The following is a 24,336-nucleotide window of genomic DNA, read 5'->3' on the forward strand; positions in this document are numbered from 1 at the left end:
TTTATTCCCCTATCTTACGACTTGTGGCTTGTGTAATATTCCTCTGCTTAGCCTCATCCGCTGGAAATATCAAACGGATCATTGCACCACGACCTTCATAAAAACTCTTCGGCGCATCATGCAACTCCATGGATCCACCATGATCTTCAATAACTTTGCGTACAATAGCTAATCCGAGCCCTGTTCCCTTTTCTCGCGTTGTTATATAAGGCTCTAATAATTTTTGCCTTTGCTCTTTAGGAAGTCCTTTCCCATTATCAATAACATCCACAACCACGTATCCTTCTTGACGATAAGAACGTACAAGGATATGCCCATGGGCACCTTCCTCTCGTATGATCGCGTCTATAGATTCGCTCGCGTTTTTGATAACATTGCAAAAAGCTTGCACAATAAGACGATTATCAAATGCCCCCACAAGTGGTACACTTCCTAAATCTTGCTCAAAATGAATATCATGTCGTGTCACTTCTATCAAGAAACATGCTTCACGCAGTAATCCGCGTATATCCAAAATATTCATCTGTGGTTTAGGCATACGCGCAAAAGAAGAAAACTCATCGACCATACGCCCGATATCTCCAACTTGTCGAATAATCGTATCAATACATCGCTCAAAGACCTCTCTATCCTGTGTAATAACTTTGTTGTAACGTTTACGAATACGTTCAGCTGATAATTGAATAGGTGTAAGTGGATTTTTGATTTCATGTGCAATACGGCGTGCAATATCTGCCCATGCCGATGTACGTTGTGCTGCAACAAGGTCTGTAATATCATCAATCGTTAGAACCCAAGATTGCCCCTGCCCATCATCTTCTTCCATCGTAATTTGCACATTACAAACGCGTTCTTGTCCTGCAACACTTAAAGTTACCTGCTCACGGTGATTTTTACGACCTGATGAGCGTGCAAACTGAAAAACTTGCCAAATTTCAGCACTTAACGATAAAAGACTGTGCCCAATAACTTGTTCAGAGCGAATATCAAACATTGTTTCCATAGACCGATTGATAATTGTAATATCACCATTATCATCAATACCAGCCACCCCTGCTGTTACACCAGATAAAACAGCTTCAGAAAAACGCCGTCTCTCATCAATTTGATCACGAACTGCAATCAACTCATTGCGCCGACTTTTTAATTCACTGACCATGTAATTAAAAGTTTTCGATAACTGCCCAATATCTCCATCCCTAGCGCGTACTGGCACAAAAACTTCCATATTCCCTGAAGCCACATCATCAGCAGCACTAATGAGAAGACGAATAGGACGTACCAGACGATCAGCAACAGCAATACCAGCCCAAATGGCTGATAAGAACAAACTAAAAAAAAGGCACAGATAAAGCATACCAAATGCGACTTGCGTCAGTAAACGATTTTCATTTAAATCACGATAACGATCTGTATTGACTTCCGTCAAACGCAAAGCAGATAAAACCTCTTTATCGACATCACGCACCAAATACAAAAATGTGTTTGGAATATTCGTAAATTTTAAAATAATGCCAAAATAATCATGAACCCCCGGTTGAAAAGAAAAAGGCCTCGCACTCGTTGCACGCCCTATAAGATGAGAAGGAGGAATCGGTAGTTTATCCTCATCACCAAGATTGCTCGATATAAAAACAGTTCCGCTAGAACTTAACAAAAACGCACCACGCAGATTGCGTCCTATAGCGTGACGCGTCAATTGCATCCTATACTCAGCTGGATTACGCTCTAAAAGCTTTTTATTATCAAGTGCAAATGCCATAGCATAGGATAAATTCTTCAAATTTTGCAGCATTTCATCCGCATAAGCATTTGCTAAATCGATAGAAGAACCTACAATCTGCCGTGTGGTCGTATCAAACCATCGATCAAGTCCTAAATTCAGTGCAGGCCCTGATACAAGAGCTACAGCGACAGCCGGCATTGTTGCAACAAGTGCAAACAACGAAATAAGACGCACATGAAGACGCGAACCTGCACGCCTAGAACGCCATGCACGAATGATGGGGATCATCTCATAAAAAACAATGATCACAAGGCCTAAAACCCAAACACTATTAATCCCTATAAGAATAAGAGTTACAGTTCTACTGGGAACAACAGGCGTTAATCCAATAAGAATGATAAATGAAACAGACGCTGTAAGCAAAGACAACACAATAATTGTGATGCCTAAAAAGATATACACTTTACTTAAACGATACAACTCATCGTTATAAGTTTTTTGATCTATATCTTGGAGATTTGTTACAAATGTTGTATTCATGATGAGCTTACGTTACTTTATCCTATTGACCCCATATAACCTCTTGTAACAAAAATTGACAATACCGCATTTAAAATATAGCCAATCTATCAAAGAGAGAAAAAACTTCTACATTTTACAAAATATCTTTAAAATTAAAGTGCGTTCAGTAAGAGTTTACAAAGGAGATGAGATGCGGTTAACCAAACAGACAAATTATGCGCTCCGGATGCTCATGTACTGTGCAGATAATCAGGGATCTCTTAGTCGTATTCCAGAAATTGCCAAAGCATATGCCGTTTCCGAACTTTTTTTATTTAAAATCCTTCAGCCACTTGTTGAAGCAGGTTTTATACAAACAGTACGCGGGCGTAATGGTGGCGTTAAATTAGCTAAACCTGCAGCAGAGATTTCGGTAGCTGATGTTGTAAAAGTAACAGAAGATAACTTTTCCATGGCAGAATGTTTCGATACTGCAGAATCTAATTGCCCACTAATAGATTTTTGTGGTTTAAATACTGCACTTCAAAAAGCTTTAAATGCTTTTTTTGATGTATTATCAGTGATATCCCTTGCTGATCTTCAACGACCAGCCTTTCAAAATAAATTTAAAATTGATGATCATAAAACAATAAACTAAGATAATAAAAAGGAGATTAAGTATTTCTATTGCAGCAATAATATTAGCCGCTGGACGCGGTGAAAGGGCAAAATCTCCACACAAAATTCCAAAACAGTACCAACTTCTAGGGCAAGAGCCGGTTATTTGTCATACTGTGCGTTGCTTTTTGCAGCATCCAGCCATCACAACGATTATCCTCGTTATTCATCCAGAAGACCGCCAAATCTGTGAGCAAGCTATCGTTGATTTTAAAGAGCACCTTATCATTGTTGAAGGAGGTAATACACGTCAAATATCTACTTTATGTGGGCTTCATGCACTTAAAAAGTTCAAGCCGCAGTATGTGCATATTCATGATGGTGCACGCCCCTTTATCGAAAATCAACTCCTCGATCAAATCCACACAACTGTCAATCATCAAGAAGGCGTTCTTCCCGTTCTCGCAATTTCTGATACTCTCAAACGCATAAATAGCGCATACCATGTTTTAGAAACAATTCCACGTACTAACCTTTATAGTGCACAAACTCCACAGTGTTTTCCTTTTGAACGCATCTTAGCTGCCCATGAAAAAGCAATGCAAGCTTGTAAAAAAGAATTTACTGATGATTCTGCAATTGCGGAATGGTTTGGAATTCCTATGCGTAGCATCCTTGGCGACCCTAATAACATAAAAATTACATGGCACGAAGATTTTGATACCGCACATCTATATCTTCAAAAAAAAATGCAAATGTTTCCTGATATCCGCACTGGCAATGGTTATGATGTTCATTCTTTCGAGAAAGGAACTTCCCTTATATTATGTGGCATAGAAATTCCTTTTCATAAAAAATTGAATGGACACTCCGACGCGGATGTCGCGCTTCATGCACTAACAGATGCTCTTCTCGCTACGCGAGGTGCAGGAGATATCGGTACACATTTTCCTCCCTCTGATCCCCAATGGAAAAATGCATCATCAGAAATTTTTCTTCGTTACGCTCTTGATGTTGTTAAACAAGCACGCGGTCGTATTGCCAATGTTGATATCACGCTGATCGCCGAAGAACCTAAAATCGGCCCCTATCGTCATAAAATGAGAGAAAATCTTATGAAGATACTCACAATTTCACCCGATCGAATCTCCATCAAAGCAACAACAAATGAAAAGCTTGGATTTATTGGTCGTGGTGAAGGCATTGCGGCTTTTGCAACAGCGAGCGTCCTTTATCTAGGAGAAATTCCTAAATGACATATTTTTGTGAAAAACAAGCACGTGAAGTCCTTACAGCATGTCGCCAAAAAGGTTTGCTTTTAACCACTGTTGAATCTTGTACAGGAGGGCTTATTGCTGCAAATCTTACACATATTGCAGGATCATCAGATGTATTTGATTGTGGATTTGTCGTTTATTCAAATGAATCGAAAACACACCTTGTTGGCGTATGTGCTGAACTTATAGAAAAATACGGTGCCGTTTCAAAGGAAGTTGCTCTTGCAATGGCTGAGGGTGGATTAAAATACTCACAAGCTGGAATTGCTGTCTCTGTAACAGGAATTGCAGGACCGGGGGGAGCATGCCTTAATAAACCTGTAGGGCTTGTACATTTCGCAGTTGCTTACAAGAATCATAAAACTCTGCATACAGAAATGCATTTCGGAGATCTTGATCGCAACACTATACGCTATGCAACCGTTGAAAATGCTTTAAAAATGATCTTGGAATCTCTCCAATGATATTCTTCACAGCCCAATTTCTAGATTTCACCTCATCACAATCACAGTCCACATCATACAATACTGATTATGCAACAAAATCAACTGAATAAATTATGTTCTCGGAGAACCGTAAATTCGATGCGCACGCATTTCAAAAGCATCGGTGAATTTACGAAAAGCAATATCAAACATTGATCCCATCACCAATCCAAGCATTTTGCTTTTGAACTCATAATCAATAAAAAACTCTACATTACATGCATTGGTATTCTCAATATCATGAAAGATCCAACGATTTTCAAGATATCTGAATGGGCCATCAATATATTTAACCTCTATCAGATTTTTCTTCGGCTGGAGAAGTACTTGGGTCGTGAAAGTTTCTCGGATAACCTTGTAGCCAACTATCATATCGGCAAGAAGTAATGTCTTTTCCTCATATTCCTTACGAGAACGGACTATCAACGCCTCACACATTGGTAAAAATTCAGGATAACGCTCAATATCTGCAACAAGATCAAACATTTCACTGGCACTATGGACAATTTGCCGATGTGTTGTAAAAGACGGCATAATTATCTCTGCAAGGCAAATTTTTCATCACGCGCCTTTTGCAAAATTGCAAAATCATCGCCTGCATGATGAGATGAACGCGTCAGAGGGTTGGAAGCCATATGTAAAAACCCCTTTACTTTACCAATCTTGGCAAAAGACTCAAATTCTTCAGGAGGTACAAAACGAATAACCGGATGATGCTTTCGCGTAGGCTGTAAATATTGCCCAATTGTCATAAAATCAACATCAGCAGAGCGCAAATCATCCATCAATTGAAGTATTTCATTTCGTTCTTCCCCAAGCCCAACCATAATCCCTGATTTTGTAAAAATTGTTGGATCAAGCTCTTTAACGCGTTGTAAGAGCCGAACCGAATGAAAATAACGCGCACCTGGACGGACCTTTAAATATTTAGATGGAACTGTTTCTAAATTATGATTAAAAACATCAGGCTTAGCAGCAACAACAATTTCTAAAGCTCCATCTTTATGGCGAAAATCAGGTGTAAGAACTTCAACTGTTGTCTTGGGAGCCTTTTTACGAATAGCATAAATAACTTTTGCAAAATGCTCAGCACCGCCATCAGCAAGGTCATCACGATCAACAGATGTAATGACGACATGTTTTAATTCCATCTGTGCAACGGCATTCGCCACACGTTCTGGCTCATTATCATCAACTGCAAGTGGAATACCTGTTGCAACATTGCAAAAAGCACATGCCCGTGTACATATTTCACCCAAAATCATAAAACTGGCATGTCGCTGACTCCAACACTCGCCAACATTTGGGCATCCCGCTTCTTCACATACGGTTACTAATTTATGAGTGCGTACAATACCGTGCGTTTCTTTATATATCTGTGATGTTGGCGCTTTTACGCGAATCCACTCCGGTTTTTTTTGAATGCTTGTATCCGGACGATGCGCCTTTTCAGGATGACGCAGACGTCTATTTGTAACTCTATCAACCACCGTAACCATCTAAGACCTCTGCTTTTTAAATATGGAATGCAAATCACATAAAAACAAGATTTTCAAGCAATCCAACTATCAAGCATTTAAAACCTGACCATAAGCATCCAATACACTCTCTTTCATCATTTCTGATAATGTTGGATGCGGAAAAACGGTATGCATTAATTCTTCTTCGGTTGTTTCAAGATTCATAGCAACAACAAAACCTTGAATTAGTTCTGTTACTTCTGCTCCTACCATATGTGCACCAAGCAGTTGCCCCGTTTTTTTATCAAAAATAGTTTTAACCAATCCCTGATCTTCTCCTAAAGCAATGGCCTTACCATTCGCTGCAAAAGAATAACGACCAACACGTATATCATAGCCAGCTTCTTTTGCTGCTGTTTCTGAAAAGCCTACAGAGGCAACTTGTGGTGTACAATATATACATCCTGGAATTTTTCTCTTATCAAGCGGATGAATATTCTCCAAACCCGCGAGATGTTCAATGCATATCACACCTTCTTCTTCTGCTTTATGTGCCAACATAGGAGGACCAGCCACATCACCAATAGCATAAATACCCTCTACCCCTGTCCAACTCCATTCATCGGTTACAATACACCCACGTTCAGTTTTTATACCCAATGCTTCTAATCCTAGATTCTCAATATTACCCTGAACCCCAACAGCTGAAATCAACCGATCAGCTGTAATTGTTTCTGTCTTACCCTTAACATCAATATGCGCAATAACAGAATCAGAAGCTTTTTCAACCTTCATTACTTTCGCTTGCGTGAGAATTCGTATACCTTTTTTCTCTAACTGTTTACGAGCAAATGTTGAAATTTCAACATCCTCAGCAGGCATAATATGAGGCATCATTTCAACAACAGTTACTGTCGCTCCCATATCATGATAAAAAGAGGCAAATTCAATGCCAATTGCTCCAGACCCCATTACCAAAAGCGATTTTGGTATTGACTGTGGAATCATAGCTTCAAAATAAGTCCAAATAAGCTTTCCATCTGGTTCAAGTCCAAGGAGAGAACGAGGACGTGCACCCGTTGCAATAATAATGTGCTTTGCTTGATAAGTTCCTTCCCCTAATGTACCTTTAGGTACTGGATTTTGTGGTTGCATAATCGGTTTGGACGATGAAGAAACCATAATTTCCGTAAGGTGGCTCCCTTTTGCCTTCTTGGTAAGCTTTGCTTCACCCCAAATAATGTCAATTTTATTTTTTTTCATCAAAAAACCAACACCAGCATTTAAACGCGCTGAAACTCCGCGTGAACGTGCTACAACATCTTTGATATTTGCTTCAATTGACCCGTTAAGCTTCAGTCCATAATCTTTTGCATGTTCAGCAAAATGCTTTATTTCCGCCGAACGCAAAAGTGCTTTTGTTGGAATACACCCCCAATTTAAGCAAATCCCACCAAGATGTTCACGTTCAACAATCGCAGTCTTGAAGCCACATTGCGCCGCACGAATTGCGGTTACATATCCTCCAGGACCTGATCCAATCACAATTACATCATAAAGATTCGCCACAGTAATTCCTCCACGGATATATACAAAACGGATACGCACTCTTTGAGCTTAAGACTAAAAAACAACTTCACAGAATCACGTGTCTTTCATTTCAAACTTACCATATATGCCTTTATCAAATCAGAAGAGGCAGCAATATCGCCATTCAAACTCTCTCAATCTAGCCTCTACCATATTAACATATCATCCCCACACACAATTTATGTGAAGCACTTTTAAACAGCTCAAATTAGCATTGCTAATGGATTTTCAATCATCTTCTTAAAAGTCCGAGCAAGCTCTGCTGCTAACGCACCATCAACAGCACGATGATCAGCAGAAATTGTAACCGACATGACCGTCGCAACCACCAATGCACCATTTTTAACAACAGCCCGTTGTTCACCTGCTCCAATCGCAAAAATCGTCGCATGCGGCGGATTAAGAATAGCAGAAAAACTTTTTACACCATACATCCCCATATTTGATACAGCTGTTGTTCCCCCCTGATATTCTTCCATTTTTAACTTGCGCTCACGTGCACGCTTTGCAAAATCCTTCATCTCATGAGAAATAATTGATAAAGATTTTTCTTCTGCATGGCGAACAATTGGTGTAATTAATCCGTTTGCAACAGATACAGCTACCCCAACATCACAATGTTTGTGATGAAGTATTCCATCTTCAAGCCAAGATACATTTGCATCGGGAACGGACTTCAAAGAAAGTGCTACCGCTTTAATAATCATATCGTTAACGGAAAGTTTGTAAACAGGCGCAGCCCCTTCTTGCGTCTTGACCATCGGTGCCGCAGCATTCAATTGCGCACGCAACTCTAATAACGCATCGAGTTCACAATCTAGAGTCACATAGAAATGTGGTATTTTTTGCTTTGATTCCACCAAACGTTTAGCGATTGTTTTACGCATATTATTATGGGGTATGAATGTGTATTCATCTTCTTTGAAAAGTTGCAATATCTGTTTATCAGAAGCAGCTGCCACTATCGGCTGTTCAATTTGTGATGAGCCTGAAGTCCTTAAAATACCACTATTCACGGCTTTTTCTACATCACGCTTGATAATACGCCCATGAGGACCACTCCCAGTAACAAGTGATAAATCAAGACCTGCATGAGCCGCCAATCGCCGTGCTAAGGGAGAAGCAAAAAGGCGTATGTCCTTTTTATCTCTTTCTACTAACTGCTGACTCAGTGATACAGGAGGCACCTGTGCTGTCTTTAAATCTGCCTGTTTTACATCCTTTGATTTTTTAATTGTAAAAGAGGTAGAGATTTCTTCTGCAACCTTTGCAGCCTCGGCCAAATCTTCACCTTCTTCTGCTAAAACAGCAATTAAACTATTCACTTTAACGCCTTGCGTTCCAGCAGGAACAACGATCTTAGCAACCTTTCCCTCATCAACAGCCTCTATTTCCATTGTTGCTTTATCTGTCTCAATTTCAGCAATAACGTCACCAGAGGAAACCTTATCTCCTACCTTAACATTCCATTTTGATAAAGTCCCTTCTTCCATCGTTGGAGAAAGCGCAGGCATTGTAATTTTAATGGGCATAGTGCTTTCCTCCGTTATGCTCTATAAGTCACAGACTTAACGGCTTCAACAATTTCAGCAATATTGGGCAAAGCCAATTTTTCAAGATTGGCAGCATAAGGCATGGGAACATCCTTGCCAGAAATTGTAGCAACTGGCGCATCAAGATAGTCAAAAGCCTGCTGCATAACACGCGTTGCTATTTCAGTGCCAACGGATGACTGAGGATACCCCTCTTCAATTGTTACCAAACGACCTGTCTTTTTAACTGAAGCAAGAATTGTTGGAAGATCCATCGGACGAATTGTCCGTAGATCAATTAACTCTACATCAACACCAAGTTTTTCAATTTCTGGCAACGCTTGAACTGCATAATGCATCCCAATTCCACATGCAACAATCGTAACATCTTGTCCAGATTTATGAATACGTGCCCGACCGATAGGTAAAACAAAATCATCTATTTGAGGAACGTCAAATTGATGACCATACAAAATCTCATTTTCAAGAAAAATAACAGGATTGTCATCACGAATAGCAGCTTTTAGCAAACCTTTTGCATCTGCAGCACTATAAGGCATAACAACTTTAAGACCTGGCACATGACTATACCATGCGGCATAGCACTGAGAATGTTGAGCGCCTACACGCGCAGCCGCACCATTGGGACCACGAAAAACCATAGGAGCGGTCATTTGTCCACCAGACATATAACGCGTTTTTGCTGCTGAGTTGATAATTTGATCAATTGCCTGCATAGCAAAATTAAACGTCATGAACTCAACAATGGGACGCAACCCTCCAAAGGCAGCACCAACAGCTAATCCTGCAAAACCATGTTCTGTGATTGGTGTATCGATAACTCTGCGTGCACCAAATTCTTCCAATAAACCTTGGCTAACTTTATAAGCACCTTGATATTCCGCTACTTCTTCTCCCAATAGAAAAACCATCTCATCACGCCGCATCTCTTCAGCCATAGCCTGATTAAGCGCCTCACGCACCGTCATTGTAACTGTTTGTGTTCCTGCTGGAATATCAAAATCAGGAATAGTAGTTAAAATGGGATACTCTAGTACTGATGAAGAAAAAGACGAAGATCCACCACTGGTTTTTTGCTGTGCATTTAAAGAATCGGAAGTTTGCGAAATATCCTCAACACTTTCACCTTCCTCTAACAACACCGCAATAACAGTGTTAACCTTCACACTTTCAGAACCTTCAAGCACGCAAATTTTACCAAGAGTTCCTTCATCGATAGCCTCTACTTCCATTATTGCTTTATCTGTTTCAATTTCAGCAATTATATCACCAGAGCTAACTTTATCGCCTTCTTTCTTGAACCATTTAGATAATTTACCTTCTTCCATCGTTGGTGAAAGCGCCGGCATCAAAATATCAATAGACATACTTGCTTCCCTCGCATCAAACTAAAACATCAGTATAGAGCTCAGAAGCATCTGGCTCTTGATCACTTTGCGCAAAATCCGCCGCATCCGCAACAACCGCACGTACCTCTTTATCAATAGACTTTAAATCGTCTTCGCTCGCAAAACCTTGTTCAAGAATTCGATTCTTCACCTGATCAATTGGATCGTGATCTTCTTTTATTTTCTGAACCTCTTCTTTTGAGCGGTATTTTGCTGGATCAGACATGGAATGACCACGATAGCGATAGGTCTGCATATCAAGAATAATCGGCCCTTTACCCGAACGCGCCCAAGAAACTGCCTCATCAGCAGCTCCTTTTACTGCGCGAACATCCATGCCATCAACAACAATGCCTGGAATTTCAAAAGAAAGACCACGACGAGAAAAATCAGTCTCTGCCGATGCACGCGCAACAGATGTTCCCATGGCATACTGGTTATTTTCAATAATATAAACAACAGGAAGCTTCCAAAGCGAAGCCATATTAAAACTTTCGTAAACCTGTCCCTGATTGGCTGCACCATCACCAAAATACACCAATGTCACATTATCTTTACCAAGGTACTGATTCGAAAACGCCAAACCAGAACCTATTGGAACCTGTGCACCAACAATACCATGTCCTCCATAAAAATTCTTTTCTTTAGAAAACATATGCATCGAACCTCCTTTTCCCTTGGAAAAGCCACCTTGACGCCCCGTTAGTTCTGCCATGACACCACGCGGACTCATACCAACCGCCAGCATATGCCCATGATCACGGTAAGATGTGATAACTTGGTCACCTTCTTTGGCTGCCTTCAACGTTCCAATAACAACAGCTTCCTGCCCAATGTAGAGATGACAAAAACCACCAATAAGCCCCATACCATAAAGTTGCCCTGCCTTTTCTTCAAAACGACGAATTAAAAGCATCTCACGATAAGCATCAATTTCTTCTTGTGCTGTAAAACGTGCTATTGGTGCTCTCTTTGTGGTGTTTGATAATACAGTGTGCACCACCGATGCAGAGCCTTTTTTAGACTTTTCTGCCATACTAAACTCCCTTTTATGATTGTTTAGGAATAACCTTTACGGACGAAAGTTACAAGCATTATCAATCAGCACAAACGCTATCATTGGCAGTTGTTTTAAAATATTTTTTGAAACCCAGTTATCTCTCATTAACTTTTAATATCATTTACAAGGAGTTAGGATTGTTAGTTCATTTGGCTTGGAAAAATTTAAATTTTTCCGTATATACTCATCCAGCATATCTCTTTCAATACGCCCATTTCGTAAAAGAGAAATGCGCTTTTCAATGGACATCCGTTCAGATTCTACTTTGTGAAGTTCTCCTTCTAATTCAACAATATATTGATTAACCTCACTACGTGAATATAATCCGTACTCACCATGATAAATATGATAACTGAAATAGCTCAAAACTCCTACCGTTATAAACGGTAGTACAAAGCGTACTTTGATTGATCGACGTTTCTGCTTTGTCCACATAAAATAGCACAGTCTTGATAGCATAACCCTGTTAAAATTTTGCCTAACTATGCACGATTTTGATTAACACCTCATTACTTAATCTACACACGCAAACAATTTGTTATCACCAATTTACCCCCCCTCAAGACAATCAAAATAAGCTGAATGCCCCACTTTGTTATATGACAAATATTGGATATCCCACTAACTTGTGATTTTACACCCATCTTTGTCCTTAAAATTTCCTGTTAAAATGACTATAAAATCAATCAATACCCAAGGTGTAATTATCAAAAAAATTCCTATAAGCCCTACCGGCATAAATATTACACTTATTATACTTATTACACTTATTATATTTATAAGAAGCATTGCAATGCCCGTTCCAACTTTACCAACCATAAAACGATGAATTCCTAGTCCACCTAGAAAAAAACAAACGACCGCTAACGTCACTTTTGATTGCTGTGACTGACCTTCAGTCAAGATAGGGAAAATAGATTTAATGGTATCCCCTTCACACACAAAATCAACGACGTCACCAATCTTCGGCGGCGTTTTTCCGGACCAATCCCAATTCGCAAATTGATAGCGCTTACCATCAGCCCCTGAAATGAAATAATCTCCTTGATCATGACCAATAATCTTACCTTTCATCTTCACCACCTATAAAATTGTTATTCATAAAGAAGCTTTTCTTCTAATATGATAATATGTTGAATAAACCTCACTGCATGAATACAATCTGTAGTCACCGTGATATATGACAATTTAAAAAGCTTAAAATCCCCCAACAACTTAAAATTCCCGCAATTACAAGTGGTAATACAAAGCACGCTGTTCGATTTGCACTCTTGCTTTTTTCATATGAAATAGTACAGTCTTTTTCAATAGTTTTATTTAAATATTCATAATTTTCTTTAATATTTCACATTTAAAGACATAGACTAAAATAATTTACATTATTAAATTAATATATTGACAACATTAAAAGTAAAGAAAATTTCTAGCTCTTTACATTTTATATTATTCTAAAATTTCTACCAATTTATAATTTTATCCCCATTTTCATCCCTAAAATATCCGGATAAAATAACTATAAAATCAATGAATGACCACGGTATAGTAACTAACAGCCCTATACCTGTTATCGTTATAAGAAGCATTGCAATACCCGTTCCGACTTTACCAGCCATAAAGCGATGAATTCCCAACCATCCAAAAAACCAACAAACAAGTGCTATCGCCAATCTTGATTTTTCTGACTGAGTTTTACTCACGAGAGGGAGAACAGATTTAACAACATTATCTTCATATACAAAATCAACGGTATCCCCTACCTTTGGTGGTTTTTTTCCTAACCAGTCCCAACTCGCAAACTGATAACGCTTACCGTCAGCCCCTGAAACGAAATAATCTCCTTGATCCTGACCAATAATCTTACCTTTCATCCTTGATCACCTATAAAGCTATTCCTCATATGTTACTCATAAAGAGGTTATTTTCTAAATTTGATAATATGCTAACTAACCTCACGGCATAAGTACAACTCATACTCACCGTGATAACCGTAAAATTAAAATAGCTCGGAATCCCCCAATAATCTAATACTTCGCACTGCTATAAGCAGCAACAAAAAACACATCTTGATCAATTTACATTGACGTCTTGCTCATACAAAATAGTACAGCCTTTTGCAATATTTCTATTCAACTACACATTATTTTTGCTAATATCTCATCATCAAATACGTATACCTAAGGTCTCTGATATTATATTCTCAGCATATTTGCCACAACAAAACTAAGCGATATTACCTACTTTTATATTACAACATACCATTTTACCAATGTGTAATTTGCCTCCCATCTTTGTCAGTAAATTTCCCAGCGACAATGCTTATAAAATCAACAATTGCCCAAACCCCTGTAATCATCAAACCGGCAACCGATAAAGATAGGATAAGCATTAAAGCACCAGTTCTCACTCTACCAGCCATAAAACGATGAACACCAAATATACCAGTAAACCAACAAATGAGCGCTAACATTACTTTTGAAGGCTCTGAATCTTTTTGCAACAATGGAAAAACAGAATTAATATTATTCCCTTCACACACAAAATCAACGGTATCACCTACTCTGGGGGGATTTTTTCCTAACCAATCCCAGGTTGCAAACTGATAACGCTTACCATCATCACCGGAGATGAGGCACTTCCCCTGATCCTGACTAATAATTATACCTCTCATATTTGAACACCTATAAAATCGCTGCGTACATGTCTTTGATAAAAGAGTTAAATCTCATAATACAAATTACATCACAATTTAAAGTTTTATACTCATAATTATCAACGATGAAAACAACCAGCATAACATGCCTGATTCCCTAACATTTCTTCAATACGAATGAGTTGATTATATTTTGCTAATCTATCCGAACGTGCAAGCGAGCCCGTTTTAATCTGTCCACAATTCGTTGCAACTGCAAGATCTGCAATAAAAGAATCTTCCGTTTCACCTGAACGGTGAGATATAATGGCACGATAACCTGCTTTATGCGCTGTTTCTACAGCATCAAGCGCTTCACTCAACGTGCCAATCTGGTTCACTTTAATAAGAATAGAATTGGCGGCTCCCATTTTGATACCATCACGCAAACGCGTAGAATTTGTTACAAACAAATCATCACCAACAAGCTGGCATTTTTTACCAATCGAATCAGTAAGTAATTTCCAGCCTTCCCAATCATCCTCAGCCATCCCATCCTCAATCATAATAATGGGATAAGTTTCAACAAGTTTTGCCAAATAATCTACCTGATCTTGAGCATCACGATATTTGCCCTCACCTTTATAGAAATACGAACCATTTTTATAAAACTCTGTCGAAGCACAATCTAAACCAAGTGCAATTTGTTCACCTGGTTTATATCCACAGGTTATTATAGATTCCATAATAAAATCAATTGCTTGCTCAGCACTTTTAAATTGAGGTGCAAAACCACCTTCATCACCAACATTGGTATTATAACCTGAATCTTTTAAACGTTTTTTTAACGTATGAAAAATCTCAGCACCATAGCGGACTGCTTCTTTCACCGTTGATGCCCCTACAGGAATAATCATAAATTCTTGAAAATCAATTGGATTATCAGCATGGACACCACCATTAATAATATTCATCATAGGTGTTGGAAGAACATGCGCTTGTATACCACCAATATAACGATACAAAGGCAAATTTAATGATTCCGCAGCCGCCTTTGCAACAGCCAATGAAACACCAAGAAGCGCATTAGCACCAAGACGCGCCTTGTTTGGTGTTCCATCCAAGGCAATCATTGCTTGATCAATGGCGATTTGATTTCTTGCATCTCGCCCACCAAGCTCTTCAAGAATTTCGCCATTTACTGCAGCGACTGCTTTTTCAACGCCTTTTCCTTGATAGCGCATGCCACCATCACGAAGCTCTACAGCTTCATGTGCTCCTGTCGATGCCCCTGAAGGAACAAGAGCACGACCAAAAGCCCCATTCTCCAAATGAACATCAACCTCTACCGTTGGATTACCTCGGCTATCAAGCACTTCACGTCCAATGATATCGACAATTATAGTCATGTGCGTTTCCTTATCCAGCAAAAGTCTTGATTCATTTTAAATGCCATAATGATAGAATATCTTCTCTATTCAATTCATCTTTTTTGACAAATAATCAAATTCCATTAAAGTCTCAAGAAGTCTTTGTAAATGATCAATTTTAACCATATTAGGTCCATCAGAAGGCGCATTATCTGGGTCTTGATGCGTTTCTAAGAACACACCTGCCACTCCAACAGAAACAGCCGCACGCGCCAAAACCTCAACAAATTGACGCTGTCCACCAGATGAATTCCCCTGTCCCCCTGGCTCCTGAACAGAATGGGTTGCATCAAAAATAACAGGAGCCCCAAATGAACGTAAAATAGGCAATGAACGCATATCAGAAATAAGTCGATTATAACCAAATGACGTGCCTCGCTCACAAAGCATAACATTCAGATTACCACTTTTCGTAATCTTTCTTAAAACATTTTCCATATCCCACGGAGCTAGAAACTGTCCTTTTTTAATATTGATAACACGGCCCGTTTTGGCTGCTGCTGTCAAAAGATCTGTTTGACGACACAAAAAAGCGGGTATTTGTAAAATATCTACCGTTGACGCAACAACTTTGCATTGTTCTTCTGTATGGACATCAGCCAATACCGGACAATTAAATTCCTTTTTCAAATCAGAAAAAATAGCCATTGCTTTTTCAAGACCAATGCCACGTGCTGCACTTATAGATGTTCTGTTGGCTTTATCGTAACTCGATTTATAAACAAACCCAATACCAATTTTATCTGTAATTGTTTTAATCCGGCCAGCCATTTCAAAAGCATGATCTCGGCTTTCCATCTGGCACGGTCCTGCAATCAATGAAAGAGATGCTTCATTTGAAAAGACAACATTCCCAACTCTCACAATGGCATTTGGTTTAGACATTCTATTCCTCAAAAAGCAAATAATTCCATTTATGAACTAAACCAATCGACTTTGTTCTATAGCGGCTTCAATAAAAGAAGAAAAAAGTGGATGTGGATCAAATGGACGTGATTTCAGTTCTGGATGATATTGAACTCCAATGAACCATGGATGATCTGCATATTCTATTGTTTCTGGTAAAATACCATCGGGAGACATACCAGAAAAAATCAAACCACACTGTTCTAGCTTATCTTTATAATCAATATTTACCTCATAACGATGACGATGTCGCTCACTAATCCTTGTCATCCCGTAAATTTTGGCAATATGGCTATTTTCTTTTAATTCAGCCTCAAAAGCACCAAGACGCATGGTGCCACCAAGATTGCTACATTGTGTACGTTTCTCAAGAATATCTCCTTTGAGCCATTCTCTCATCAAACCTACGATCGGATTTTTGGTTTTGCAAAATTCACTTGATGAAGCATTCTCAATCTTTGCTATATTGCGTGCAACCTCTATACAAGCCAATTGCATCCCAAAACAAATACCTAAAAATGGAACTTTGCGCTCCCGCGCAAATTGAATTGCTTGCATTTTTCCTTCTGCACCACGCACCCCAAAAGCACCAGGCACAAGAATCCCATGAACCTTTTGTAAAGTGGACGTAGGATCTTCTCTTTCAAAAAGCTCTGCATCAATCCATTCAATATTAACCTTTACTTTATTGGCTAAACCACCATGCGCAATCGCTTCGGTAAGAGATTTATAAGCATCCTTCAATCCGGTATATTTCCCAACAACAGCAACCGTCACTTCTCCTTCAGGATGGTGAATCCGATGTGTGATATCTTCCCAACGATCCATTTTAGGTTTAGTTGTCGAATTCATTCCAAAAGCAGCAAGAACTTCTGAATCTAACCCCTCTTTATGATATGCTATGGGAACATCATAAATCGTTGACATATCCAATGCCTGAATAACTGCGCTTGGGCGAACATTACAAAAAAGTGATAGTTTGCTCCGCTCTGTTTCTGGAATAGGCCGATCTGCGCGCACCAATAAAATATCAGGAGCAATACCAACTGATTGTAATTCTTTAACGGAATGTTGTGTTGGTTTGGTTTTTAATTCTCCAGCCGAAGGAATATAAGGCATCAATGTAAGATGCACATAAATAACATTTTGTCTTGGCAATTCATTGCGAAGCTGACGAATCGCTTCTAGAAAAGGCATTGCTTCAATATCACCAACCGTTCCACCTATTTCACACAAAACAAAGTCAAACTCTTCGTTTCCCGTTATAATGAATCTCTTAATTTCATCGGTAACATGAGGAATAACCTGAACCGTTGCCCCCAAATAATCGCCACGCCGTTCTCGTTCAATGATATTGCGATAAATACGCCCTGTTGTAATATTATCTTGGCTATTTGCAGGACGTCCGGTAAAACGCTCATAATGACCAAGATCAAGATCGGTTTCTGCGCCATCGTCGGTCACAAACACTTCCCCGTGTTGATAAGGTGACATGGTACCTGGATCAACATTCAAATAGGGATCAAGTTTGCGAAGCCGTACACGGTATCCACGAGCCTGCAATAATGCAGCTAACGCCGCTGCTGCAATGCCCTTTCCAAGGGAAGAAACCACACCACCAGTAATAAAAACATAACGTGCCATGGGCTTATGGTGATAAGCAGTTTATCATGATTTTTCCAGCAAAAAATGCAAAAAGAAACAATTTTTCTTCTATAAAATAAAAAAGGTGAAGCAATCACCTTTTTAAATCTATACTTTGCTTAAAAAAACTATTTTATACCTTTATTCGGAACTGGATTTTCATGGACCGGTGGAACTGGATTTTCAACCTCAGGACCTGTAGGCTGTTTTTGTTCGTGAGGTGGAACTCCTAGCTGTTCAAAAATAGAAGGTTGAGACTCTCCGCCTGATGATGGAACTGCTTCGGAAACCCCTTTACTTGTAGAGTTCTGTTCTGAATTAACCGGTATACGTTTGAGAATATCAGAACTGGAATTTGATATGCTCCCCACCACAGTAAGCCCAATGGACACGGCGAAAAAACAACATGCTAAAATAGCGGTCAAACGTGTTAAGGGATTTTTGGTCCCACGCGTCTTCATCAATCCAGAACCACTACTCACACCAAGCCCGCCACCCTCCGAAGGCTGAATTAATATAACGCCAACCAAAGTAATAACAACCAAAAAATGGATAACAATAAGTACTGTTTGCATAAATCCTGCTCTTCAAATAAATCTTCATGGCTATTTACACATAAATAACACATAATCCAAGAGGGAACTAAGATTCCTCTATTATAATTTACGATAAACATCGCAAATAGTTAAAAAATCAATCGCTTTTAAGCTTGCTCCACCTATCAGAGCACCATTAACATGCGTAGTCCCCAAAAGCTCAAATGCATTGGATGGCTTAACTGATCCACCATAAAGTATACGCATTTTGTCCCCTTCCTCACCAAAACGAGAGCGCATCTCATCACGAATAAAATTATGCACTTCTGCAACATCTGCTGAAGTAGCCGTATTTCCTGTGCCTATAGCCCATACAGGTTCATAAGCGATAATAACATTCTCTGCTGTTGCATCACTTGGCAAAGATTCCTTAAGCTGTCGTGTGAGTACATCCAGCACTTTATTATTTTTGCGCTCCTCCAATGTTTCGCCAATACAAACAAGAGCAACAAGGCCTGCTCGCCACGCCGCCTGCACTTTAGCGCAAACAATTGCATCACTCTCCTGATAAACTGTGCGACGTTCCGAATGTCCTATAATGACATGACTTGCTCCTGCTTCTTTAAGCATCAAAGCTGAAACATCTCCGGTATAAGGGCCATGATCATCAAAATGACAATTTTGCCCCCCTAAGAGAAGGTTTTCACCACCTAAAGTATCAGAAGCACGCGATAAAAGTGTTGTTGGAACACAAATAAGCGCTTCAAACAAACGCCCTAAGTCAGAGCTAACACCCGCAGCAATGGCACGCAATTCTCCAAGCGATTCACCAGTTCCATTCATTTTCCAATTTCCAGCAATAAAAGGCCGAATATTTGGAGACATATCTTCACCTCAAGAACACTCACAACACATTGTTTATCTTTAGGTATCAAATTATAAAATGAAAGCAAGTCTTTAAGCTTGCATCTTTTGTATCTTTATTGCAAATTCCATTACTGCTTTGATAAATAATTTATGCCAAAAAATGGAATTGAACAATGCTTGACATCTTAAGAAATGCTACAAAATCCTGGGTTTCTAGGGTTTTCCTTGCTATTTTACTCGTATGCTTCATCCTTTTATGGGGAATACCACAATTACATACAAAGAGTGAAAGAGACCTTATTACTTCGGGGAAATCCACAATAACTGTCGATGATTATCGTCTCGCACTTGCTGATCAAAGCGCACGTTTAGCACTCGCATCTCATCTTGGACGAATGTTTACACCAAATGAAATGCAGCAATATAAAATTCCCGCTTTTGTTTTCACTCAGTTGCAACAAGATGTACTGTTTGATGAACAGGTGCGTAAAATGAAAATTAGTCTTTCAAAAGATGCGGTAGCTCGTATTCTCGGTGCTGATAATATGTTTCAAATAAATGGCGTCTTTGATAAAAATTTATTTCGTAACTATCTTCAGAATTTACATATTAGCGAAAGCAATTTCCTTGATTATTACACCCAAAAAGAGAAGCGTAATCAACTCATTTCAGCTTCGCTATCCGGAATAAAGGCACCAGATCTCTTTTATAAAGCGCTCGCTCTTTATCAAGATGAAAGCCGTATTGCTGATTATCTCATTATTGATCTCAAGGAAAAGAAAACAATTTCTGACCCCGATCAAGAAACATTGCAAAAATGGTTTGAAACGCATAGAAATGAATTTCGTACTCCGGAATACCGCACTGTTTCTTTATTATCTATGACGTCGGCTGAGATGATAAAACCCGAAGATATTTCAGCAGATGACGCTAGGGCTTATTATACACAAAATACATCGCGTTTCATGACTCCTGAAAAACGTACGATTGAAGAATTGCAATTCCCTACACGCGAAGCTGCAGATAATGCGGCAAAAAAAATAGCCGATGGATTGAGTTTTGATACACTGGTTAAAGCTGAGAATAAGACTCTCAATGAGATAAAAAAAGGTCCTCTCACAGAAAGTGAACTTCCTAGTCATCTAGCGTCTGAGATTTTTGAACTCAAACAAGGGCAAATCAGTACTGTAATCAATACTATACAAGGTCCTGTTATCATTCGCGTAACACATATTGAACCTTCGGCCTCACTTCCCTTTGAAAAAGTGGAAGAAAATATTCGTCAAACACTTGCTCAAAATCGTGCTGTAGATGCTATACGCAACAATTATACAGCAATCGAAAATGCACGTTTTGAAGGAGCTTCTCTCAAAGAGCTTGCTGACCAATACAAATTGCCTCTGCGTACAATCACTATTGATACAACAGGAAAAACGATTGAAGGCGCAATACTTACGGATTTACCCCAGAAAGATATTTTATTGAACGCCATTTATCAATCAAACGAAGGTGTCGACCTTGATCCTCTCTCCCTTCAAAAAGGTGGATATCTCTGGTATAGAGTAGATAAAATTATTCCTGCCCGTGATAAAACACTTGAAGAAGCCAAGCAAGACGTACTTTCCCAATGGAAAAGTGAAGAAGTTCAACGCCTTCTTGATGAAAAGGCCAAAGATGCTCTCAAACAACTCACCGAAGGGAAGACACTTGTTTCTCTTGCGAATGCACTTGGTATCATAAAACAAACAACACAAGCCCTACGACGCCAAGACTCATCGGAAATTCTTGGAGCTGAAGGTGTTAAAGCGTTATTTTCTGGACCTAAAGGTCATTATGGCATAGTAAAAGGTCCGGTGGTAACAAACCGTATCATTTATCAAATAAAGACCGTAACCATTCCTCAAGACATTACCGCTCATACTCTTCCATCTGATATACGTACCAATATAGACATGATAATGAGAGAAGATCTAAAACTAGAAATGCTACAAATTGCTAATAAAGAACACCCTTTGGAAATTAACAGCACTCTTTATCATCAAATCTTCAACACTCTCCAGTAAAAATGTTGTAAATAATTTGTAGTATTTAGGTAATAAAATCGCAATCAGAGCTTCTATAACTAAGGAAGAAAAATAAATTTCTTTTTCGTTAGTATAATGGTAAATAGGCTCCATAAAAATAATAAGATTTTCTGCAAACTCGCGATTTTACAGAGAAATAGTGAATGCGATTTAGAAAATAGTTTTTTCAGAGCAATAAAGAATGCAACCCATGCAGAGGCTCTATGAATGTTCTGATAACAAATAGCTATTATTTATAGCCGTCTATACACGCAATATCTTACCCAACCATAGGTCTTTGTGTAACCGTTAGAAGATAATTTTTCTTACCAAATAAGAAACTGCCTTTCATTGGCAAATGATGCAGTCCTGATACATTTAAGCTCTGGATATTAAAACCTCAATCTCACCAAAAACAGCTGGTAATTTCACAAGTTTTATCTTAGTTTTGTGTTCTCTAAATCATCTACCGATGTACGATAACGAACAACCGCTGAAAAAAATACACTATATTTGGACCGTAAATCTCATAAGTGCGATTTCTAACTGTTCTAAAACGATCCTTATCAATGCATTAGTAGCATTTCCCCAATGAGAAAAAAGGATTTTGATTTATAATATCGTAGTTACTTAACACATTTATTTATTCCCCTGTTCTTGGATAATGTCCTTTAATTCTTATAATATCTTTGGAAAACTACCGCTTATTGCTGCCCTTGTTATCAACCAATAACGATGAATCAATGGTAAAGTTGCGCTTTCTTGAAAAACTGCAGCTCCTAACTGTACCGCTTTTTGAAGAGATGCTGGTATAATTGCTAACGGAAGGAATGCTTGTTTAAGCATGCTAGGCAAAGCACTAGAATGATCGTAAAACTTGGTATAATGATCTCGCGATAACGCTACCATAGCTTCAACAATGTGGCACTTTTGTTTGTCATTGATACGATTAGATTCCAAATCCTCCCTATCCACTCCTACAGCCTTTAGCATATCATCAGGTAAATAGTATTGATATCGTGACTGCATGAATGATAAAAGGCGCAATATACCACTTAATCCTTGAGCAATCCCTCCATATTCATAAACATTTGTAAAATCTTGTGCCGTATCAGGATCTAATATCTGACAAGAAAGCCGTAAAATTATACTCGCTGTTTCGCTAAAATAGAATTCGAGATCATGAAGATTTTCTATCGGATTGTGGTAAAGATCTAAAATCTGCGCATCACAGTAACGTAAAAAATCCATCTTAGGCAAATTAAAGAGAGTCATTGCTGTAAACAAATCACTTAAAATTGGATTATCTCTACTCTTTTTTCTTCCACCATTAGCGATAGAATCATGCCACCAACGTAATCGTATTTCACCAATAAGCGGATCGTGTACAGTTTCGCGAATACGAGCAATTTCCACATTAAAAGCGTAAAGAGCGGCCAGAGCTCTGCGCTTTTTTTTAGGCGCAAACAAAACCGATATATAGCGATCACGGTCTGTAGCACGTAAAATATCAAGATAGTAAGGAAGAGAATCAATCATTCTGTGATACCTTTTAACTTCCTTTTTAGTAATTAACATTCTATTTTTATTCATATTTTGAAATGATGAATGCGCAAATATAGCTAAGAGAATAAAACTTTTAAATGCGCCTCTACATGTACTACAAATTAAGGATTCTTTTTCTGGGTAATTTTTTAGCTACCCTAAACACATAAAGTGTTTTTACGTCTAAAAACTTCACTTGTAGCTATAACGTATCTCTTTGAGAATAAAACTTAATAAATAGATAAACTACCATGAAAATTTGTCGCTTACATTTGCATTTATACTGAAATAAAAGAGTAAGTAGTGATCACTCTGGAACACATGAGTTCATTACATTAAATATCATTCGTATAACATCTTTATATGTAAGTGATGAAGACTCTTTGCCTTTCAATGTTAGAGTTTTTAACAGTATTACGTACAAAATTATAAAGGACCTAGATAGAGAAAAGATAAAATATCTGAAAAGTTGAGGTATTTTTAAGAACTTGAACATCTGATATGCCCACATTGTTTTTCACGACAACTTCAAGCGCAATATGTGTAAAGTAAAAAGCATGATGATAATATCAATAAATAGCGTATATTATTCAATCTGATTAAGTAAGGAAAAGCTGCTACCAAAAAACTCCATCACTCTCCTGCTATAAGAGATAATTTGACAGACAATTATGGCAGGCATAACTAAAATAAAACCTTTTATTGATTATTTTCTCTCTTCTTTCATCAACAAAAGTACATTCCTCACTATAATCCTTCCCCCATGTATTCAACTCCGTATCACTGATATCTAGCTCTATATCGATTGGTTCTAATAAGTTATTTTTTGAATATAATCTTTAGTGCATTTCTTCCAATACTGCTGTCTTATTATATTAAACTTGTCTTTATCAATATCAGATCCTATTATGTTGCGATTAATATAAATAACAAAACTATGTTTGTGATGAGTCTCTTTGGTAACCTCTGCCATGGAACTCGTTTGCGTTTGTAACGCGTAGATGTGACTTGATGGAAACACCTTCATGTCAAGAGATGTTATTTGTTGTCTTTTTTCC

The 24,336-nt window shown here is 38.5% G+C and carries 22 protein-coding genes; 4 read left to right on the plus strand and 18 right to left on the minus strand.

Annotated features, from left to right (window positions below; translation table 11 throughout):
- Position 1 precedes the first annotated feature (1 nt).
- Positions 2-2,266 carry a sensor histidine kinase NtrY-like gene (locus J7R13_RS03285; protein ID WP_208437456.1) on the minus strand — a complete coding sequence of 755 codons (2,265 nt, stop codon included), beginning with the start codon at positions 2,264-2,266 and terminating at the stop codon, positions 2-4.
- Between the two features lie 172 nt (positions 2,267-2,438).
- Between J7R13_RS03285 and rirA the strand changes: the two genes are divergently transcribed.
- The 3 genes from rirA to J7R13_RS03300 are packed head-to-tail and all read left to right on the plus strand — an operon-like array spanning position 2,439 to position 4,586.
- Positions 2,439-2,885: an iron-responsive transcriptional regulator RirA gene (gene rirA, locus J7R13_RS03290; protein WP_208437457.1), complete on the plus strand. Its 447-nt coding sequence runs from the start codon at positions 2,439-2,441 to the stop codon at positions 2,883-2,885.
- Positions 2,886-2,907: 22 nt separating this feature from the next.
- Entirely contained in the window at positions 2,908-4,101 is a 1,194-nt protein-coding gene (locus tag J7R13_RS03295) for a bifunctional 2-C-methyl-D-erythritol 4-phosphate cytidylyltransferase/2-C-methyl-D-erythritol 2,4-cyclodiphosphate synthase (protein ID WP_208437595.1), read from the plus strand.
- Positions 4,098-4,586 carry a CinA family protein gene (locus J7R13_RS03300; RefSeq protein ID WP_004860190.1) on the plus strand — a complete coding sequence of 163 codons (489 nt, stop codon included), beginning with the start codon at positions 4,098-4,100 and terminating at the stop codon, positions 4,584-4,586. Before J7R13_RS03295 ends, J7R13_RS03300 begins: the two co-directional genes overlap by 4 nt.
- Positions 4,587-4,679: 93 nt before the next feature.
- On the opposite strand, the gene J7R13_RS03305 is transcribed toward J7R13_RS03300, so the two are convergent.
- From J7R13_RS03305 to tpiA, 15 genes are all read right to left on the minus strand, one after another.
- Positions 4,680-5,141: a type II toxin-antitoxin system RatA family toxin gene (locus J7R13_RS03305; RefSeq protein ID WP_208437458.1), complete on the minus strand. Its 462-nt coding sequence runs from the start codon at positions 5,139-5,141 to the stop codon at positions 4,680-4,682.
- 2 nt (positions 5,142-5,143) lie between these two features.
- The gene (gene lipA, locus J7R13_RS03310; protein ID WP_208437459.1) at positions 5,144-6,106 is read right to left on the minus strand and encodes a lipoyl synthase; all 963 of its coding nucleotides are present in this window, start codon (positions 6,104-6,106) and stop codon (positions 5,144-5,146) included.
- A gap of 69 nt (positions 6,107-6,175) precedes the next feature.
- Positions 6,176-7,636, minus strand: coding sequence for a dihydrolipoyl dehydrogenase (gene lpdA / locus J7R13_RS03315; protein WP_208437460.1), 1,461 nt, complete (start codon positions 7,634-7,636; stop codon positions 6,176-6,178).
- Positions 7,637-7,860: 224 nt separating this feature from the next.
- Positions 7,861-9,189 carry a pyruvate dehydrogenase complex dihydrolipoamide acetyltransferase gene (locus tag J7R13_RS03320; protein ID WP_208437461.1) on the minus strand — a complete coding sequence of 443 codons (1,329 nt, stop codon included), beginning with the start codon at positions 9,187-9,189 and terminating at the stop codon, positions 7,861-7,863.
- A gap of 14 nt (positions 9,190-9,203) precedes the next feature.
- The gene (locus tag J7R13_RS03325) at positions 9,204-10,577 is read right to left on the minus strand and encodes a pyruvate dehydrogenase complex E1 component subunit beta (RefSeq protein WP_208437462.1); all 1,374 of its coding nucleotides are present in this window, start codon (positions 10,575-10,577) and stop codon (positions 9,204-9,206) included.
- Positions 10,578-10,593: 16 nt separating this feature from the next.
- Positions 10,594-11,634: a pyruvate dehydrogenase (acetyl-transferring) E1 component subunit alpha gene (gene pdhA / locus J7R13_RS03330; RefSeq protein WP_208437463.1), complete on the minus strand. Its 1,041-nt coding sequence runs from the start codon at positions 11,632-11,634 to the stop codon at positions 10,594-10,596.
- 141 nt (positions 11,635-11,775) lie between these two features.
- On the minus strand, positions 11,776-12,093 hold the full coding sequence (locus tag J7R13_RS03335) for an FtsB family cell division protein (RefSeq protein ID WP_208437464.1): 318 nt from the start codon (positions 12,091-12,093) through the stop codon (positions 11,776-11,778).
- A gap of 186 nt (positions 12,094-12,279) precedes the next feature.
- Positions 12,280-12,732, minus strand: a complete 453-nt coding sequence (locus J7R13_RS03340) for a TM2 domain-containing protein (RefSeq protein WP_208437465.1) — start codon at positions 12,730-12,732, stop codon at positions 12,280-12,282.
- Positions 12,733-13,115: 383 nt separating this feature from the next.
- On the minus strand, positions 13,116-13,526 hold the full coding sequence (locus J7R13_RS03345) for a TM2 domain-containing protein (RefSeq protein WP_208437466.1): 411 nt from the start codon (positions 13,524-13,526) through the stop codon (positions 13,116-13,118).
- A 392-nt stretch (positions 13,527-13,918) separates the two neighbouring features.
- On the minus strand, positions 13,919-14,326 hold the full coding sequence (locus J7R13_RS03350; protein WP_208437467.1) for a TM2 domain-containing protein: 408 nt from the start codon (positions 14,324-14,326) through the stop codon (positions 13,919-13,921).
- A gap of 101 nt (positions 14,327-14,427) precedes the next feature.
- Positions 14,428-15,696: a phosphopyruvate hydratase gene (eno, locus tag J7R13_RS03355; protein ID WP_208437468.1), complete on the minus strand. Its 1,269-nt coding sequence runs from the start codon at positions 15,694-15,696 to the stop codon at positions 14,428-14,430.
- 69 nt (positions 15,697-15,765) lie between these two features.
- A complete protein-coding gene (kdsA, locus tag J7R13_RS03360) occupies positions 15,766-16,602 on the minus strand; it encodes a 3-deoxy-8-phosphooctulonate synthase (RefSeq protein ID WP_208437469.1) in 837 nt (278 codons plus the stop codon).
- Between the two features lie 36 nt (positions 16,603-16,638).
- Positions 16,639-18,267, minus strand: coding sequence for a CTP synthase (pyrG, locus tag J7R13_RS03365; protein ID WP_208437470.1), 1,629 nt, complete (start codon positions 18,265-18,267; stop codon positions 16,639-16,641).
- A gap of 128 nt (positions 18,268-18,395) precedes the next feature.
- The gene (secG, locus tag J7R13_RS03370) at positions 18,396-18,842 is read right to left on the minus strand and encodes a preprotein translocase subunit SecG (RefSeq protein ID WP_208437471.1); all 447 of its coding nucleotides are present in this window, start codon (positions 18,840-18,842) and stop codon (positions 18,396-18,398) included.
- A gap of 81 nt (positions 18,843-18,923) precedes the next feature.
- Complete coding sequence (gene tpiA / locus J7R13_RS03375; protein ID WP_208437472.1) at positions 18,924-19,688, minus strand: triose-phosphate isomerase; 765 nt, start codon at positions 19,686-19,688, stop codon at positions 18,924-18,926.
- A 155-nt stretch (positions 19,689-19,843) separates the two neighbouring features.
- Between tpiA and J7R13_RS03380 the strand changes: the two genes are divergently transcribed.
- Positions 19,844-21,733: a peptidyl-prolyl cis-trans isomerase gene (locus tag J7R13_RS03380; RefSeq protein ID WP_208437473.1), complete on the plus strand. Its 1,890-nt coding sequence runs from the start codon at positions 19,844-19,846 to the stop codon at positions 21,731-21,733.
- A 678-nt stretch (positions 21,734-22,411) separates the two neighbouring features.
- On the opposite strand, the gene J7R13_RS03385 is transcribed toward J7R13_RS03380, so the two are convergent.
- Positions 22,412-23,272, minus strand: a complete 861-nt coding sequence (locus J7R13_RS03385) for a phytoene/squalene synthase family protein (RefSeq protein ID WP_208437474.1) — start codon at positions 23,270-23,272, stop codon at positions 22,412-22,414.
- Positions 23,273-24,089: 817 nt separating this feature from the next.
- A complete protein-coding gene (locus J7R13_RS09905) occupies positions 24,090-24,305 on the minus strand; it encodes an HNH/ENDO VII family nuclease (protein WP_425523223.1) in 216 nt (71 codons plus the stop codon).
- Positions 24,306-24,336 lie beyond the last annotated feature (31 nt).

It is taken from the genome of Bartonella taylorii 8TBB, from assembly GCF_902825155.1.
GTDB lineage: Bacteria > Pseudomonadota > Alphaproteobacteria > Rhizobiales > Rhizobiaceae > Bartonella > Bartonella taylorii_A.